General features: G+C 49.1%; 17 protein-coding genes, 1 rRNA gene and 1 pseudogene. 13 read left to right on the forward strand and 6 right to left on the reverse strand.

Going from position 1 to position 17573, the window contains the following annotated elements; genetic code table 11:
* Window position 1: 1 nt before the first annotated feature.
* From M0R33_RS21790 to M0R33_RS21810, 5 genes are all read left to right on the forward strand, one after another.
* Window positions 2–1606, forward strand: coding sequence for a potassium channel protein (locus M0R33_RS21790; RefSeq protein WP_292574075.1), 1605 nt, complete (start codon window positions 2–4; stop codon window positions 1604–1606).
* Complete coding sequence (locus M0R33_RS21795) at window positions 1603–2307, forward strand: NAD-binding protein (RefSeq protein ID WP_292574076.1); 705 nt, start codon at window positions 1603–1605, stop codon at window positions 2305–2307. Before M0R33_RS21790 ends, M0R33_RS21795 begins: the two co-directional genes overlap by 4 nt.
* Window positions 2288–2797 (forward strand): disulfide bond formation protein B, encoded by a 510-nt coding sequence (locus M0R33_RS21800; RefSeq protein WP_292574077.1) that lies wholly within the window; start codon window positions 2288–2290, stop codon window positions 2795–2797. Before M0R33_RS21795 ends, M0R33_RS21800 begins: the two co-directional genes overlap by 20 nt.
* Before the next feature lie 347 nt (window positions 2798–3144).
* Complete coding sequence (locus tag M0R33_RS21805) at window positions 3145–5361, forward strand: primosomal protein N' (protein WP_292574078.1); 2217 nt, start codon at window positions 3145–3147, stop codon at window positions 5359–5361.
* Between the two features lie 104 nt (window positions 5362–5465).
* Window positions 5466–6218, forward strand: a complete 753-nt coding sequence (locus tag M0R33_RS21810) for a DUF5765 domain-containing protein (RefSeq protein ID WP_292574079.1) — start codon at window positions 5466–5468, stop codon at window positions 6216–6218.
* 175 nt (window positions 6219–6393) lie between these two features.
* Here M0R33_RS21810 and M0R33_RS21815 read toward each other — a convergent pair whose 3' ends face one another.
* The 5 genes from M0R33_RS21815 to M0R33_RS21835 all read right to left on the reverse strand — a co-directional run bounded on the left by M0R33_RS21815 (window position 6394) and on the right by M0R33_RS21835 (window position 9824).
* Window positions 6394–6933 (reverse strand): C40 family peptidase, encoded by a 540-nt coding sequence (locus M0R33_RS21815; RefSeq protein ID WP_292574080.1) that lies wholly within the window; start codon window positions 6931–6933, stop codon window positions 6394–6396.
* 104 nt (window positions 6934–7037) lie between these two features.
* Entirely contained in the window at window positions 7038–8126 is a 1089-nt protein-coding gene (dinB, locus tag M0R33_RS21820; protein ID WP_292574081.1) for a DNA polymerase IV, read from the reverse strand.
* 3 nt (window positions 8127–8129) lie between these two features.
* Window positions 8130–8432, reverse strand: a complete 303-nt coding sequence (locus tag M0R33_RS21825; protein ID WP_292574082.1) for a DUF4389 domain-containing protein — start codon at window positions 8430–8432, stop codon at window positions 8130–8132.
* Between the two features lie 4 nt (window positions 8433–8436).
* Window positions 8437–9456, reverse strand: a complete 1020-nt coding sequence (locus M0R33_RS21830) for a DUF2333 family protein (protein WP_292574083.1) — start codon at window positions 9454–9456, stop codon at window positions 8437–8439.
* A gap of 95 nt (window positions 9457–9551) precedes the next feature.
* Window positions 9552–9824, reverse strand: a complete 273-nt coding sequence (locus M0R33_RS21835; protein WP_292574084.1) for a YcgL domain-containing protein — start codon at window positions 9822–9824, stop codon at window positions 9552–9554.
* A gap of 91 nt (window positions 9825–9915) precedes the next feature.
* Here M0R33_RS21835 and M0R33_RS21840 point away from each other — a divergent pair, with 91 nt between their 5' ends.
* The 8 genes and pseudogenes from M0R33_RS21840 to M0R33_RS21875 all read left to right on the forward strand — a co-directional run bounded on the left by M0R33_RS21840 (window position 9916) and on the right by M0R33_RS21875 (window position 17367).
* On the forward strand, window positions 9916–10503 hold the full coding sequence (locus M0R33_RS21840; RefSeq protein ID WP_292574085.1) for a CPBP family intramembrane glutamic endopeptidase: 588 nt from the start codon (window positions 9916–9918) through the stop codon (window positions 10501–10503).
* 9 nt (window positions 10504–10512) lie between these two features.
* Complete coding sequence (locus tag M0R33_RS21845; RefSeq protein WP_292574086.1) at window positions 10513–10980, forward strand: hypothetical protein; 468 nt, start codon at window positions 10513–10515, stop codon at window positions 10978–10980.
* Window positions 10981–11072: 92 nt separating this feature from the next.
* The gene (gene guaB, locus M0R33_RS21850; RefSeq protein WP_292574087.1) at window positions 11073–12539 is read left to right on the forward strand and encodes an IMP dehydrogenase; all 1467 of its coding nucleotides are present in this window, start codon (window positions 11073–11075) and stop codon (window positions 12537–12539) included.
* Window positions 12540–12598: 59 nt separating this feature from the next.
* The gene (locus tag M0R33_RS21855) at window positions 12599–13579 is read left to right on the forward strand and encodes a class I SAM-dependent methyltransferase (protein ID WP_292574088.1); all 981 of its coding nucleotides are present in this window, start codon (window positions 12599–12601) and stop codon (window positions 13577–13579) included.
* Window positions 13580–13686: 107 nt separating this feature from the next.
* Complete coding sequence (gene guaA, locus M0R33_RS21860) at window positions 13687–15273, forward strand: glutamine-hydrolyzing GMP synthase (RefSeq protein WP_292574089.1); 1587 nt, start codon at window positions 13687–13689, stop codon at window positions 15271–15273.
* Window positions 15274–15423: 150 nt separating this feature from the next.
* Window positions 15424–15954: pseudogene (locus tag M0R33_RS21865) on the forward strand (transposase).
* Window positions 15955–16043: 89 nt separating this feature from the next.
* Window positions 16044–17111, forward strand: coding sequence for an A/G-specific adenine glycosylase (gene mutY / locus M0R33_RS21870; RefSeq protein ID WP_292574090.1), 1068 nt, complete (start codon window positions 16044–16046; stop codon window positions 17109–17111).
* Window positions 17095–17367, forward strand: a complete 273-nt coding sequence (locus tag M0R33_RS21875; protein ID WP_292574091.1) for an oxidative damage protection protein — start codon at window positions 17095–17097, stop codon at window positions 17365–17367. The genes mutY and M0R33_RS21875 overlap by 17 nt, the downstream gene beginning before the upstream one ends.
* Before the next feature lie 121 nt (window positions 17368–17488).
* On the opposite strand, the gene rrf is transcribed toward M0R33_RS21875, so the two are convergent.
* Window positions 17489–17573, reverse strand: a 5S ribosomal RNA gene (rrf, locus tag M0R33_RS21880); the annotation flags it as partial.

The following is a 17573-nucleotide window of genomic DNA, read 5'->3' on the forward strand; positions in this document are numbered from 1 at the left end:
TATGTTAAGCCGGTTCATTGTTTATTTTTGTTATCACATAAAATCTTCGCAACACTATAAAAAAATAAAATATTATTTTTGGAATTTATTGGAAAACGAGAATAGCAAATCGAAATCTTATTTCGATTTACTAATGATAGGCCTGATATTTTTAAGTATTTTTTTACAGTTTTACTATGCAGGACACGAGTTTTCATTTCTCGGAAACATTATCGAATCTGTAATTTTAATCATCTTTATTGTTGAATACATTTTGCGCTTATGGGTTTATTCTGACACACATGAAATCATATTGGCACAATATGAAAAATCCCTCTATCTAAAAATTCAATTCAACATAAGAAAAGCATTCAAGCTAGCGCTGGCAAAAAAGATAACATATGTATTGTCACCCTATGCCATTATAGATATTCTGGCCATATTACCCAGCTACCGGCCGTTAAGAATTTTAAGGATTTTCCTGATATTCAGACTGTTCAAACTATTCCGGTATTCCAATAGCATAAAACTTTATGCCGAGGTCCTGGCCAGCAAACGTTTTGAGCTGCTGACTTTATTGATGTTCACCGGTTTTTTTCTGCTGATCGCCAGCGTTTCCATGTATATCTTTGAGTATCCGGAAGCGGGTAGCGATATTCATAATTTATTCGAAGCATTTTATTGGGCAATCGTAACCCTAGCTTCGGTGGGTTATGGCGATATAACCCCGCACACATTGAGCGGCCGGATAGTGGCCATGATTCTTATTTTTACCAGCGTTGGCATCTTGGCATTTTTTACCTCCATATTGATTTCGGCTTTTAATGAGAAAATGCCGGAATTACGCGAGAATAAAATATCCACCGACCTGGAACGCTATCATAAATTTATTATCATCTGCGGTTTTGGCCGGGTAGGTCAGGAAATCGCTAAGCAATTGTCCAAAGATAAACAAAACTTTATCGTTATCGACAAAGATCTTAACAATATTAATATTGCCAGAAAATTAAAATACTTAGCCATTCATAACGATGCATCTCGCAACGATGTATTGCTAAATGCTGGCATTAATCGTGGAGCCACCGCTATTTTATGTATTACCGGAGATGATGTAGTCAACGTTTACATTACTTTAACCGGCCGACATCTAAATAAGGATATCCATATTATTTCCAGGGCAAACCGGCATGAAAACCAGAATAAACTCTATCAAGCCGGGGCCGATAATGTCATATTACCTTTTGAGGTGGCAGGTTTGTTGGCGGCGGAATTTATGGGTCAGCCGGTAGCCTTCGAAGCCATTTCCGGCATACTGCAAGAACAAAGCGATATTGTGATGGAAACGGTACCGGTCACGGAAAAATCACCGTTGGATAATCTACAAATCGGTCTATTGGATCTGCAGCAAAGAAAGCTGAGTTTATTAGGCGTAATAAGCGCCAACCCCATCCATTTAAAGCATAAAAATAAATACCGGGTAAAACAGCAACATTTTTACTTCAATCCGGAGCCGAATTTTATATTGCGGCACGGCGATATTCTAGTGATTTTGGGGCGAAAATACGGCATTAGCCACTTTCGAAACCAGATGGAACAACAACGCTTACGTACCAAGGTGGCCACATGAAAGAGATTGCGGTATTCGGTTACAACCGGCTGTCTTTCGAAGCCATTAGCCGGATAGACACGGATGCCCATCAAATTCGGGTCTTCGACCACAACCCTGCCCAAGTAGACCTCGCCTGCGATAACGGTTTTAGCGCGTCTACCCTGGATTTTCGCAACGACGAGGATTTAAAAACCATTGGAATTGGTAGCTCGGTCAACACGTTACTTTGTTGCTTCGAAGATGATTCCGAAAATGTATTCTTAACCCTATCAGCTCGCGCATTGGATAAGGAATTGCAAATTATCGCTATCATAGACAGCCCGGACGCAGCGGAAAAACTGATTGCAGCCGGGGCCAATAAAATTATCGATCCGTATCAAATATGCGGCCGCAAGATTCACGACATGCTAAAAAGACCGGAAATTAACGATCTTTTCGACCACACCGTTTTTGGCCGCAACGACTTGCATATCGCGGAAGTCGTAGTGTCGGAGACCAGCTTTTTACGCGATATATTTGTCAGCCAGCTGGAACTGAATACGCATTACAATCTGATCTTAATTGGTATTATTAACAAGCAAATTAGCGATCAAATGCATTTCGTCGCCGAAGAAGACGACAGAAGACTCAACTCCGGCGATATTTTAGTTATTTTGGGGCCCTCACGGGAAATAAGAGCATTTAAAAAAGACATGAACGATGAACTTTGCAAAATTTAGTCCGCGACTTTGGTTTTTATTGGGTTTTATTGGCTGCTGTTCGTTGCTGGCAACCGGTGCCTACATGCAATTCGCAGAAGAATTGGAACCCTGCCCGCTTTGCATCTCCCAGCGCTTGGCAATTCTGGCCACCGGCATCATCTTTTTATTGGCCGCTTTACACAATAAGGCCTACAAAGCTTATGCTATAAGTGCCGCCGTGTCCGCGCTGATCGGCGCCAGCATTTCGGCACGGCATGTCTGGCTGCAACATTTACCCCCGGACCAAGTCCCGGAATGCAGCCCGGGATTGGAATATGTGTTTCAACATTTCCCTTTAACAGAAACTATCAAGCTAATGCTGACCGGCACCGGCGAATGCTCGCAAATTGAAGGTATATTTCTAGGATTAACCATCCCGGGCTGGACATTAATTGCGTTTTTAATATTGGCGGCTTTCAGCCTGTTAACCATCTGGCTTCAATCAAAAGCAGATGAATCCCAAACCTGAAAACTTGCTGATAACCGAGCACCAGAGCAGATTTTCCGGTAAATCAGTATCGATTCGAAGCCTGGCCAAAACTGTTATGCACAAATTTGGGGCGATAGCAATTTCTAACATTTTCTTTCAGCTCAGGCATTTAACACAGCTCAATTAAAAGCCTAAGTCATTGAAATTATATAACTAGTTTTTGTGGCCTAAAATTAATCAAGTTAACAAATCCGTAACAAAAACCGATACTAAGCTCACTTAAGCCAACGTAATCCACAGAGTTATCCACAACTTTTGTGGGTAACTCTAATTCCTTAATCTCCGCAATCACTTAGGGTTGTAACATCAAAATAACATCACCAAACATGGCTAACTGCAACTCCCCCCAAATGCTGATTGTGCAAGTTGCCATCCCTGTTCCGTTACAGCGTTTGTTTGACTATCTAATGCCGGAGCTATCTGACACACAAAGCATTCAACCTGGCACGCGGGTACTGGTACCCTTCGGCAAAGGTACAAAAACCGGGGTTGTATTACAAATCGTCGACCTTACCGATAGTCGGATTGACCCCAAAAAATTGAAACGGGTCGAAAAGATTATCGATTCCGAACCGCTATTATCCGCCAAGGATTTGCAACTGCTGAAATGGGCCAGCCGCTATTACCACCATCCAGCGGGAGAAGTGATGGCCAGTGCATTTCCAGCGACGCTTCGCCGGGGTAAACCCGCGATTTTGCAAGTCGACTATTGCTACCGACTGACCGAGCAAGGTCGCAAAACCGTAGCAACGGATTTGAAACGCGCGCCTAAACAACAGGCTTTGCTGAGATTATTTCAGGCCGGATCAATGCCCATTGCAGCGGCCGAATTAGCCCAGCATAACACCACATTAAAAGCCTTACAGGACAAGGGTCTTGTTCACAAAGAGCCTAATCAACACAAGAGCCGGGTCTGGAGCGAGCGAGCAACTGGTTTAACAGCCAACCCGGAGCAACAGCATGCCATCAATGCCGTTGTATCCGGTTTAGGGCAATTTTCCGTATTTTTATTGCAAGGCGTGACCGGTAGCGGCAAAACCGAGGTGTATATGCAGATCATCTCGGAAGCATTATTGCGTGGCCTGCAGGTATTAGTTTTACTACCCGAAATAACCTTGACGCCGCAATTGGAACAACGGTTTCGGCAACGTTTTTCCGCGCCCATCGTCTGCTTTCATTCCAAACTCAACGATAACCAACGCCTGCACGCCTGGTTGAGTATGCAGCAGGCCCAAGCCGCCATCATGCTCGGCACCCGTTCCGCCCTATTCACTCCGCTTAAAAGTCCGGGATTAATCATTCTTGACGAGGAGCATGACAGCTCTTTCAAGCAACAGGAAGGGTTTCGTTTTTCGGCCCGCGATGTCGCCATCGCTCGCGCAAAAATATTAAATATTCCGGTCTTACTTGGCTCGGCGACACCTTCCTTTGAAAGCCTATTTAATGTCGCCCAGCGTCGTTATCAGTTACTGCAACTGTCTATCCGTGCCGGAAATGCCGTGGATCCGGTTTTTCAATTACTGGATATTCGTAACAAACCCATGCAAGCCGGTTTGTCGGAAGCGTTGATTACCGCTATCCGATCCACTCTGGCCCAGGAGCATCAGGTGTTGCTATTTCTAAACCGGCGCGGCTTCGCACCTGTACAGATTTGCCACGGCTGCGGCTGGGTATCCCGATGCGACAGTTGCGATGCCAATATGGTGATACATGCTGCCGAGCGCCTTTTACGCTGCCACCACTGCGGCAGCGAACAACCGTTACCCACGAGTTGCCCGGCCTGCAGAACCGGTGAACTACAACCGCTGGGCCTGGGTACCGAGCGCATCGAACAGACGCTGGCGGAGCTGTTTCCCAATAACGCCATCATCCGCTTGGATAAAGACACAACCCAACGCAAGGGTGCGTTGGAAGGTTATCTGCAACAAATCCATAGCGGCCATGCCGATATTATTCTCGGCACACAAATGCTAGCCAAGGGCCATCATTTTCCCGAGGTGACCTTGGTGGCAATACTGGATATCGATAGCGGCCTGTTCAGTGTCGACTTTCACGCCGGCGAAAAACTGGCGCAAATGATCGTGCAAGTTGCAGGACGCGCGGGTCGGGCGGACAAACGCGGCCGAGTCGTGCTGCAGACTCGGCAGCCGGAACATCCTTTATTGACGACCTTGATCGAGCAGGGCTATCAGGCTTTTGCGAAAATTGCTCTGCAGGAACGCCGGCAAGCCGGCTTACCCCCTTTTAGCTATCAGGCCTTGCTTCGAGTGCATGCCGATAACGCCCATACGCCACAACAATTTTTACAGGACGCTGTCACGGTACTTCGCGCCTTGAATACAAGCAAAATCCAAGTTTTGGGTCCGGTTGCGGCGCCCATGGCACGCAGGGCAGGACAATTTAGATTCCAATTGTTGTTACAAAGCCCGCAGCGCAAAGATTTGCATCAATTACTGGATCAGGCCATCCCACAAATTTCCAAACTCAGGCAAGCCGGCAATGTCCGATGGTCGCTGGATGTCGATCCAGCCGATTTATATTAAGCCGTGGAAAACAAAGCCAAAGCCCCGGCTTTTTATGGGATAATTCCGCGCTTTTGTGGGCTAGGCCTACACCGATAATCATAAAAATTACTGAGGGTATTGCAATGTGTTGGAGTGGAGAGGCGTCCGGCGTTTTAGCCGCCGCGGGTTTAACAACCGCAGTGTATGTGGCATATAAGGGGGAATCCAAAGAACTATGGATTCCATTGACGTACTTTGCCTTGATGGAGTTATTGCAGGCTGTAACCTATGTTTATATAGACCTTTGCGGCAATCCCAGCAATCAAGTGTTGACCTTGCTCGGCTACCTACACATTGCCTTTCAGCCGTTTTTTGTGAATATGGTGGCGATGTACTTCATTCCGGAGAGCGTCAAGCTGAAAATACGTACCACGGTTTATGCCTTATGCTCCATCAGTTCCTTGGCGATGTTGATCAAGATGTATCCGTTTGCCTGGGCCGGCGAATGCGTGCCTGGCGTGGAAGGCTTTTGCGGGGCGCAGACATGTTCGATTTCCGGCGCATGGCATATCGCCTGGCAAATGCCGCTGAACGGTTTAATGTCGCAACCGGTTGAATGGCTGTTCGGCTTTAACTGGGGCTTGCATGCGTTCTCTTATATCCTGGCGGCGTTTTATCTACCCTTAATGTATGGTTCCTGGCGCTTCGTTGGCTTTCATTATTTGATCGGGCCCTGGATTTCCGATATTACCACCGACGATCCTAACGAATATTGCGCGGTATGGTGCCTGTTCTCGATTGCCTTGTGCGTATCTGTCATCAAAACCCCGATCAGAAAGTATTTACACGTCAAAAAATGGCCATTTTACAATCGTGAGGTCGGCGATAGTTTGTAAAGTATTCCTGTCTGACACAGACATTTCGTTTCGGATGATCGTTAAGGACTTGATAACGCAAGGGGGAAGGGTAGCGCGGAGCTAGCTTAACGCTGGAATCCGCTAGGCCTGATACCCGGCCCACTAGCTCTTCTTACCGTTACGATGCGACATACTGCCGATGGGGCACAAGCCATCAATTCAACCGACAGCTGGTTTCATCGATAGCATTCAGCGACAAACCGAGCGGATGCCGAGGGCGCCGCACAGCCATAAAACGTTCCCGCCAGTATGGGTTACGCAAACTGGAAACCATCACCCGCCCGGTCCGGGCGCTGGGCGCATGTACAAAGTTGTCGTTACCGACATAAATGCCGACATGTGAATAAGGCTTCTCGGTATTGAAGAACAATAAATCACCTGGCTGCCGCAGCTCGGGCCGCACCCCCGGCAATTGCCTCACTAACAACTGAGTGGTGCGCGGCAATTTTAAGCCTTGTTGATCATAGACGTACACCACCAGACCACTGCAATCGAAGCCTTCCTGAGGGGATTTGCCGCCATAAACATAAGGATGTCCTTGTAATTGCAACGCGTCTAATGCCGCCCGGGTGTTCCCGCTTTCCGGAACGGCTAGATTCAACGGAGCTTTATCGGTACCGGCGCAACCGGACAGCAAGCCCGCCAATAAAGCGATGGGAAAAATCAGTTTAGGGCGAAAAAACGCAATCATCATTTACTAACATCAAAGAACTAGTGAGGGCAATTATAGACGGATTCGATTAATTTGCCTTGCATGGCGTCAATCGCTAACGAAGTTGGCTGAAGACTAAACATACATTACAACAGGCTGAATAAATCCATTTGCTGGTGTTGATCCATATGTTCGGGTTCTTGCAAAGAAGACAAACTCACACCCAATAACCGCACCTTCTTCTCGCCAATTGCCGTATTTTTCAATAGCTCTAGCAGTAGAAACGTAGCTTCGGGAGTGTTCGCAATCGCTTCAGACAGGGTTCGGCTGCGGGTTATTTGCACAAAATCCTGATATTTAATTTTGACGGTCAAGGTATGAGCAATCAGCCTTTTTTCCGACAACTTAGTCAACGCCTGGCCCAATAATAACCGCAGCTGATGCATTATGATTCGCGAATCACCAATATCCTCTGCAAAGGTGGTTTCAACACCTATGGATTTTCGCTCACGACGAGCATTTACAAGTCGGTGATCTATCCCACGCGCAATATCGTAATAATGCCGGGCAGCTTTGCCGAAATGTTGTTGAAGCCGCGCTAGCGGTATTTGCTTTAAGTCGCCCCCATTTTGAATGCCTAATTCGTGCATTTTTTTCTCTGTGGCGGGACCTATGCCGTGAAACTTGCCTATCGGCAAATTAGCTATGACTTGCCGAGCCTGCCCCGGAGTTATGACATGCAGCCCATCCGGCTTGTCTAAATCCGAAGCGAGTTTTGCCAAAAATTTGTTATAGGAAATGCCGGCCGAGGCAACTAACCGAGTCTGGCTACGGATCTCTTGTTTGATTTGCTGGGCCAGCAAGGTCGCCGAACCTTGAAAATAAACGCTATTGCTGACATCCAGATAAGCTTCGTCTAAAGACAGTGGCTCAACACAATCGCAATATTGGTTGAAAATACTGCGGATATTTTCGGATGCTTCCCGGTAGGCATCAAAACGGGGTTTAATGAAAATGGCTTGCGGGCAAAGCCTGACGGCTTGCGATGAGGGCATGGCGGAATGTATACCGAACACTCGCGCCTCGTAACTGCAGGTGGCAACCACGCCGCGCGAATCGGGCTTTCCGCCCACTATGACGGGTTTGTTTCGATAGGCGGGGTTGTCTCGTTGCTCTACCGCGGCATAAAACGCATCCATATCGATATGGATAATTTTGCGCGGCGAGTCTTGCATGACTTAGAGCCTGTTGGATGACTCCAGCTCGGCTGTCAGATTCCAATCGGAAAAAGGAAACGGCAACTGTTCGGTATTGAAAGTCAAAAACAACAGGATATGGTAGTGATAGGTTGACAGACTGCGGCCAAAACCCAAAATATTGGGATTTGTGGCACCTGTTATCAATACCGAACCTACTTGCAGCAACACCACCAACCACAACAACAGCTTGACCATGCTGTCAATGACGGCATAAATCAGCATAAAAATAATACGTTTCCAAGTGCTGATTCGTTTTAGATTTTCGTTGATTTGCTCCTGCACCGCATTAACCTCTATTCATGACGTCCCGTAAGTCCAGCGCGGCTGCATTGGCACGGGCAATATAGTTGGCCATGGCCAACGAGTAGTTGGCAAACAGACCGAAACCGTCGCCGTTAAGAACCACAGGGCTCAAGGTTGGGGTCAAAGCATTTTCCAAAGCCTGAATCATGTTATCCAGCGTATTCATGGCCCGCTTGTCCAGCAAAATATCGGAAAAGTCATGCTTGATGGCTTTTAAGATATGCAACAGCGCCCAGCAGGCACCGCGCGCTTCATAAAAGACGTTATCGATTTCCATCCAGGGTGTTTTACCAATGGTTGGCATATTGATATCGACAGGATTCGATGGATCACCGTGAGTGGCGCCGGAAAACTTGTCGGTACTAGCCGCCAATCGGGTAGACAGTCCGCCCAGCCGTTTAATGACGACCTCGGTGTATTGCCATAAGTTATCGGCACGCGAGTGAAACTGAGCCGCTCTGGAAGTGGAGGTTGGATTTTGCAGACGCAACATATACTTATGTAATGCCTCGACACCTTTCACGTACTCGGCTTCGGTGGAAGGCAATGCCCAGGAATTATGTTCGTAGTAAAAATAAGGCTCGGCCATGGCCAAATCGGGATCTTCCGCCGATTGCGACTGGTCACGGGCGAAATGGTTACGCAATGCGGTTGTCGCATCCCGTAACATAACCAACGCACCGTATTCCCAGTTTTGGATGTTATCGCAAAACAGACCGGGAGGCGCGACGTCGTTGGTCAGATAGCCACCGGGCTTAAACAGAATGACATCGGCGATATGCGCCAAGGTGTTGGCATAAACATAGCCTATGGGCATTTGATCCGTATGCGTAACGTTCATGCGCTCAATGGCTTCATCCTGAACGTTAAACTGGGGCGGCTCACGGCTCCACCATTCCCCTAGCACCAGCATGATAATTGCAACTACGCCGATCAGTGTGCCAAAACCCCAGAGTATGCCTTTCGACTTTGCGTCTTCGTAAGCTTGTGGACTATCTGACATGTATTGCGTTCCTGATTTGACAAAATAATTAAGTAAGCAATTAACCGCTCTTCCCGCGCTTATGGTAGCACGGTTTATCTGGATGGCATCCGATTTCAGTGCAGCCGATTATTGGCAACTCTCAATGCCGGAGGCACCATGACTGGCGGCATCTGCACGTAAAACCCCTTACTTTCAAGACTGGCGATAACCTTACCGACATCTTCTCTAGCCAATTTTCGCTCCGCGGACAATTGTAATTCCATCACAAATTGCAATGACCCAAAGCTATTGAATAAATTTTCCGGTAGTGCGGAAAAATCGTCTTTTTTATCCACATATAAATAAAGTTCTTCTTTTTTTAAGCTTTTATAGATAAAACACAACATTACATTGCCTCAGACAGACTAATCGCTGCCAATTCTAACGTTTTTTCGATAAAATTTTCAGCAGGCTTTTTTCCGACCTCAAATTTATCTCATGCCACACTCTACCCAATTAGCCTCTAATTTTTTTAAAGTGGCCTGTTATTTCGAGGCTGCGCTTACTTTGCTGGCCATTGCCTTAGGTTGGCTGGTCAACATTGATCCCTTTGCCGATCTGATTTTAGATGAGCAAGCCCTGCTTCATGGCCTGCTACTCACCTTACCTCTATTGCTGTTATTTTTTGCCATGCAGGAGGTTCCCCTCAAGGCATTGGCAAAAATTAGGGCGCTGTTGCTCGAGACGTTGGGCTCTCGCTTATATCGCTGCCATTGGACTGACTTATTGATACTTGCCGCTATTGCCGGGTTTTCTGAAGAAGTGCTATTTCGCGGCGCTTTGCAGCCTTGGCTGGAAAATGCGCTGGGTATGACAACCGGTTTATGGGTTAGCAATGCCGTTTTCGCCTTGGCGCACGCGGTGACGCCTCTGTATGCGCTATTGGCGATGTTGATGGGCTTATACTTAGGGATGAGCCTGGATTACGGAGGGGAGCGCAATTTGTTGACACCTATTGTGATTCATGGATTCTATGACTTCATCGTATTCCTTGTTATTTTGCGAAACTATCGCAACAACCTTTAAAGAGCCCCCATGCCTAATCCATCAGCAGAAAAATCAAACGCCTTAACCCCCCATTGGCTGATCTGCGCAGCCATGCTTTTGTTTTTGCTGATATACAACTTGATCTGCCACCTTTGGGGGGAGGAAATTCGACAACCGTTGGAAGAATCGCAACGCATACTGATTCGAACCATTTTTTATGTCATTGCTATAGCTCTATTTCCGCTAACTAATCTGCTGCGCTTCATCCTGCTACGTTTAAACCAAACCATGCCGGGCGAAAGGACCGCTGAACAGCGTTACCTGATCACCATCATCGTCACGCAAGGCATGATAGAAATCGTGAGTTTATTCGGTTTAATCATGTTTTTACTGGGCGATGACTTTAACACCTTATACATTTTTACCTTGTTGGGTGTGGTAGGCATTTATCTGCACAAACCCAAGCCCGAGGAACTTCAAAGCATAATCGATGCCTTGGCGGTAAAAAACCCCTAACCTCATATACCTAGAGCATTTGTGTTTTTGTCGGAGCGGCGGTTAGGCTGTACAATACGCTGCTATTTAGAATTCTTAGCACAGGTGTACTCATGAAAATTATTCAGGAAGCGCTTACGTTTGACGACGTTTTATTGATACCGGCGCATTCGGCTGTATTACCGCGTGAAGTCGAACTGAAAACCCAGCTAACCAGAAATATCACCCTGAATATCCCTTTGGTGTCCGCGGCAATGGATACCGTCACCGAAGCTCGACTGGCAATAGCTATCGCTCAGGAAGGCGGTATCGGCATCATCCATAAAAACATGACCACCGAACAGCAGGCTGCCGAAGTCAGTCGGGTCAAAAAATACGAAAGCGGCGTAATCAAGGATCCGATTACTGTCTCGCCTGGTGTCACTGTCCGTGAAGTCATGGATTTGACCCGCGCCAAAAATATATCCGGTGTGCCCGTAGTCGACGGCGAAGAACTGGTCGGCATCGTCACCAGCCGTGACCTGCGTTTCGAGACCCGTCTGGATGAGTCAATCCGTTCGGTGATGACCCCCAAGGAACGTCTGATTACCGTTAACGAATCCGCCAGCCATAAAGAAGCCATAGAATTGCTTCACAAGCATCGCATCGAAAAAGTGCTGGTGGTTAACGACGACTTTCATCTGCGCGGCTTGATCACCGTCAAAGACATTCAAAAAGCCAAGGACAATCCCTATGCCTGCAAGGATGAACAGGAACGTTTGCGGGTCGGCGCAGCGGTCGGTACCGGAGCAGGCACCGAGGAGCGAGTAGCAGCATTAGTCGCCGCCGGCGTGGATGTGATCATCGTCGATACCGCGCACGGTCATTCTCAAGGCGTGTTGGACAGAGTCCGCTGGGTCAAACAAAACTTCCCTCAAGTTCAGGTTATCGGCGGCAATATCGCCACTGCGGAAGCTGCCATAGCCTTGCTGGAAGCCGGCGCGGACGGTGTCAAAGTGGGCATAGGCCCCGGCTCGATCTGCACCACCCGCATCGTGGCAGGCGTTGGCGTCCCGCAAATCACTGCTGTCACCAATGTGGCCGCAGCCCTGAAAGGTACCGGCGTACCGCTGATTGCCGATGGCGGCATCCGTTATTCCGGCGATGTGGCCAAAGCCTTGGCGGCCGGCGCCCATGCGGTCATGTTGGGCGGTTTGTTTGCCGGCACCGAAGAAGCACCGGGCGAAGTGGAACTATTCCAAGGCCGCTCCTATAAATCCTATCGCGGCATGGGCTCCCTGGGTGCAATGTCGCAACAGCAAGGTTCCAGCGACCGCTATTTCCAGGAAGCAACCGACAATGTGGAAAAACTAGTCCCTGAAGGTATCGAAGGCCGGGTGCCCTACAAAGGCAGCGTGTTGGCCATCATCCACCAATTACTGGGCGGCGTCCGTTCCAGCATGGGCTACACCGGCAATGCAACCATCGAGAAAATGCATGAAAATGCCCAGTTTGTCCGGGTTACCAGTGCCGGCATGCGCGAAAGCCATGTACACGATGTGACTATCACCAAGGAAGCGCCGAATTATCATATGAATTGAGTGTTTAAACTCAACGCATATCCATGTCCTGCCTTAGGACTGCACTGTGGAGTAATTTCATGCAACAAGATCAGCCAGTAACATCCAAGATGCCCTGCAATTTATGCGGCAGCCACGATGTTTCGGTATTAGCCACTCAAAGCAGAAACGGCGGCCCGTTGCGCACCGTTATCTGCAATCACTGCGGATTAGTGTGGAGCGACCCGTTTCCGCACGACCCGCGGCAGTTTTACGAACACGATTATCGGGTTGAATACAAAAACACCTACGCCCCCAAACCCAAACATATTTTGCGAGCCGGCAAAATTGCGCTGGACCGTCACGGCAAAATCAAACAATTTTTGGCCGGCAAGAAAAATGTGCTCGACGTCGGTACCGGTGGCGGAGAATTTGCCTACCTGCTGAAATCCCTCGGCCATGAGCTGCAAGGCATCGAACCTAACAAAGGCTACGCGGAATATTCGGCTGCGGCTTACGGATTAAATCTACAAATCGGCTTTATTCAGGATGCAAATTTACCCGCAGAACATTTCGACCTGATTACCATTTGGCACGTCCTCGAACACACAGAGGACCCAAGCTTTGTATTGAGCACATTACGCAAGTTGTTAAAACCCGACGGGACTCTGGTAGTGGAAGTACCTAGTATAGAAGCCACCTGCCAGGCCCCCAAAAGCACCTTCCATGAAGCGCACCTGTTCAATTTCAATTTGGATACCTTGCGCAAAATGGGTGAAAAAGTCGGCTTGCGTGAACACAGTCATGTATTTTCTGCGGACGGCGGCAATGTAACGATGTTTTTCCGCCGATCCGATTCAGATAACGCTAACGCTGAAGACTTGCGGATCAAGGGTAATGCCGCGCACATTCAAGCCATCGTGCAAGGCCATACCAACCAAGCGCATTTTTTGACCTCCGCCCCTTACGCGCGCTTCGTTCGCCGCATGAGCAGGGCGTTGTCGGAAAAAATCGCTCTCAAGAACTTTGAGAATAATAAGGATTTGCTCGACCAGCTCTACCAGTCCTACAAATCAAACTAGAAACCGCATCTAATGCCGTCGAAAGCCACCGCCCAAATACTGGCTTTTAGACGGCAAGCTACTATTTATAAGGTAGTTAAATTTTTCATATCTTCGAAGGCCCGACCGTGACACAACCGCACGCCAACATCCATTCCGACAAAATCCTGATTCTCGACTTCGGCTCGCAATACACGCAACTGATTGCCCGCCGCATCCGAGAAATTGGCGTCTACTGTGAAATATACTCCTGCGACAGTTCCACGGACGAAGTCGAAAATTTCGGCGCCAAGGGTATTATCCTGTCCGGCGGCCCGGAAACCGTCACCAGCAGCGATACGCCGCGCGCACCGCAAATCGTTTTCGAACTCGGCATACCCGTACTAGGCATCTGTTACGGCATGCAAACCATGGCCGAGCAATTAGGCGGCAAGGTCAAGTCCTCCGATCACCGCGAATTCGGTTATGCCCAAATCCGCGCTCGCGGCCATTCCAAGCTGCTGCTGAATATAGAAGATCATGCATCGCCGGAAGGCTACGGCCTGCTGGATGTCTGGATGAGCCATGGCGACCGGGTTGTCGAACTGCCAACCGGCTTCAAATTGATCGCCAGTTCCGACGGTGCGCCGATCGCCGGCATCGCCGACGAGGACAGAGGCTTTTACGCCTTGCAATTCCATCCGGAAGTCACTCATACCAAACAAGGTGGCCGGCTCTTGAGCCGCTTCGTTCTGGAAATTTGCGGCTGCCAGGCCTTGTGGAATGCCAGCAACATTATCGAAGACAGCATCGATGCCGTTCGCGATAAAGTCGGAACCGACCAAGTCATTTTAGGCTTGTCAGGCGGCGTCGATTCGTCCGTGGTGGCCGCCTTGTTGCATCGGGCCATCGGCAAGCAACTAACCTGCGTTTTCGTCGATACCGGCCTGTTACGTCTACATGAAGGCGACCAGGTCATGGCGATGTTTGCCCAACACATGGGTATCAAAGTGGTTCGTGTCGATGCCGAAGCCCGATACCTGGAAGCATTAGCTGGCGTCAACGATCCTGAAGCCAAGCGTAAAATCATCGGAGGCCTGTTCGTGGATATTTTCGACGAAGAAGCCGGCAAACTCACCGATGCCAAATGGCTGGCTCAAGGCACCATTTACCCGGACGTGATCGAATCGGCAGGCGCCAAAAGCGGCAAGGCCCACTTGATCAAATCGCACCACAACGTCGGCGGCCTGCCGAAAAACATGACCCTGAAGCTGGTCGAACCCTTACGCGAACTGTTCAAGGACGAAGTGCGCAAACTCGGCCTGGAACTGGGCCTGCCCGCCGACATGATTCATCGTCACCCCTTCCCCGGCCCCGGCCTGGGCGTACGCATCCTGGGCGAAGTCAAAAAACAGTACGCCGACTTATTGCGCCAAGCCGATGCCATCTTCATCGAAGAGCTCTACCGTCACGACCTGTACCACAAAGTCAGCCAGGCCTTTGCCGTATTCCTGCCGGTCAAGTCTGTCGGCGTCATGGGCGACGGTCGCAAATACGATTACGTCATCGCCATCCGCGCCGTGGAAACCATAGACTTCATGACCGCGCGCTGGGCGCACTTGCCTTACGACTTCCTGGACTTGATCTCGCGGCGGATTATCAACGAAGTAAACGGCATTTCGCGTGTAACTTACGATATTTCGGGTAAGCCGCCGGCTACGATTGAGTGGGAATAAAGAAAGCCAATCGTTCCCACGCTCCGCGTGGGAACGCAGCAGTGACGGACGCTCCAGCGTCCAGATACACACCGCCAGAGCGGCGCATATGCATTCCCACGCCGGGAGCGTGGGAACGATGGAGCTTAAAAAACTAAAGAAGGGAATAACATGGGCAGCAGCCGCTATGTCATTACTGAACCCAATAAACCCCATTTCATGACCTGCACGATCGTGGAATGGTTGGCGGTGTTTACCCGCATGGAAACCGTGCAGATCGTTTTGGATAGCAGGCAATACCAATGACAACAAGCGAATTTAAAACTATATGGTTATGTAATTCTGGAAAAACACTTGCACTTCATCGCCCAGGCGCCTGAGCTGGACAAATGCGTTGCCAGCTTCAAGGCCTATACCGCACGGCAAATTATCGACTTCCTACAGCAACAGAAAGCCGAACGTTTGCTGCAAAGATTGCACTTTGCCAAGGTGGCACACAAGCATGATCGTGAGTTTCAATTCTGGCAGGAAGGCGTGCATTCCGAACTGATCTTTAGCGACGCGATGATGCGCGAGAAGCTGGATTATATTCACGCTAATCCGGTCAAACGCGGTTATGTAAATTTGCCGGAGTACTGGCGCTATTCCAGTGCGTCGAATTATGCCGTAATGGGCGGCTTGATTGAGGTCGATACGCGGTAATGTCGACGTCGGAGCGTCTGGGTTGCGTTCCCACGCTGGAGCGTGGGAACGATGGTATAACTTGTTTCTTCTCTATTTCGCCTGACCTTATGCCCCCAGAACAATTCCAAAAACAGCTTTTCGCCTGGTTCGACATCCACGGCCGCAAAGATTTACCTTGGCAACAGGACATCAATCCTTATCGGGTCTGGTTGTCGGAGGTAATGTTGCAACAAACCCAAGTCGCCAGCGCGATTGCTTATTTCAATCGCTTCGTTACCCGCTTTCCCACTGTGCAAGCGTTGGCAGAAGCCGAACTGGATGAAGTGTTACAGCATTGGGCCGGATTGGGTTATTACGCCCGCGCGCGGAATTTACATAAAACCGCGCAAATCGTGGCCGACAACGACAGTGAGTTTCCGCAAACCGTGGAAGAACTTAGCACATTGCCCGGCATCGGTCGCTCTACCGCCGGCGCGATACTCAGCATCGCTTGCGACCAAAGCCAGCCGATACTTGACGGCAACGTCAAACGGGTGCTGACTCGTTTCCATGCCGTGCACGGCTGGCCTGGAGACAATAGAGTCGCGGAACAGCTCTGGATCATCAGCGACCAGTATACCCCGCAATCGCGCTGCGGCGACTACACCCAAGCCATGATGGATTTGGGCGCCACACTGTGCACCCGAAGCAAGCCTCGCTGCGAGGTCTGCCCGGTAATCGACGGTTGTCAGGCTCACAAGTTTGATCTTATCAATCAATTGCCCGAACCCAAGCCGCGAAAAACACTGCCGGTTAAACAGCTCTTTTTCCTGGTTTTGCAGGACAATCAAGAGCGAATTCTGCTGGAAAGACGCCCGCCCACCGGCATCTGGGGAGGCTTGTGGAGCCTGCCGGAATTCACCGACTATCAACAGTTACAGGATTGGTGCCTGCAACAGGGTTATCAATTGAACGAACCAAACGCGTTGCCCAACCAGCGGCATAGTTTCTCCCATTACCATCTGGATTACACTCCGTTATTCGCCAAGCTGCAAAACCCCATAAACTATGTGATGGAAGCCAATTGCGCAGTCTGGTATAAACCCAGCGACGTTTATTCATTAGGATTGCCGGCGCCTATCAAGCGTCTGCTCCAACAACATTATTTAGAGGATCACTATGACCAGAATGGTTAAATGCGTAAAATTAGGCGTGGAAGCAGAAGGGCTGGACGCGCCGCCATTTCCAGGCCCAAACGGCCAACGTATTTTCGATCACATTTCCAAACAGGCCTGGAAGGAATGGTTGGCTATGCAAACCATGATAATTAACGAGCGCCGTTTAGCCAGCTTCGACCCTGCCGCAAAAAAGATTTTGGAAACAGAGCGCGAAAAATTTCTATTTGCCGGCGGGTTTGAATTACCTGAAGGCTATGTGCCTACCCAAAACTGATTTTTTACTATCGCCTTTTCTTCCAGCTTGAATTGAAATTTTCTCAAGCTGGAGGATTATATATAGCTCAAATTCCGGGCAAAAAAAAGCCCATCTAATGAGATGGGCTTTGATATTAAGAGCTTGGCGATGACCTACTTTCACATGGCAACCTGCCACACTATCATCGGCGCAAAGCGGTTTCACTTCCGAGTTCGGGATGGGAT

This window comes from Methylomonas sp. (genome assembly GCF_023228165.1).
Taxonomy (GTDB): domain Bacteria; phylum Pseudomonadota; class Gammaproteobacteria; order Methylococcales; family Methylomonadaceae; genus Methylomonas.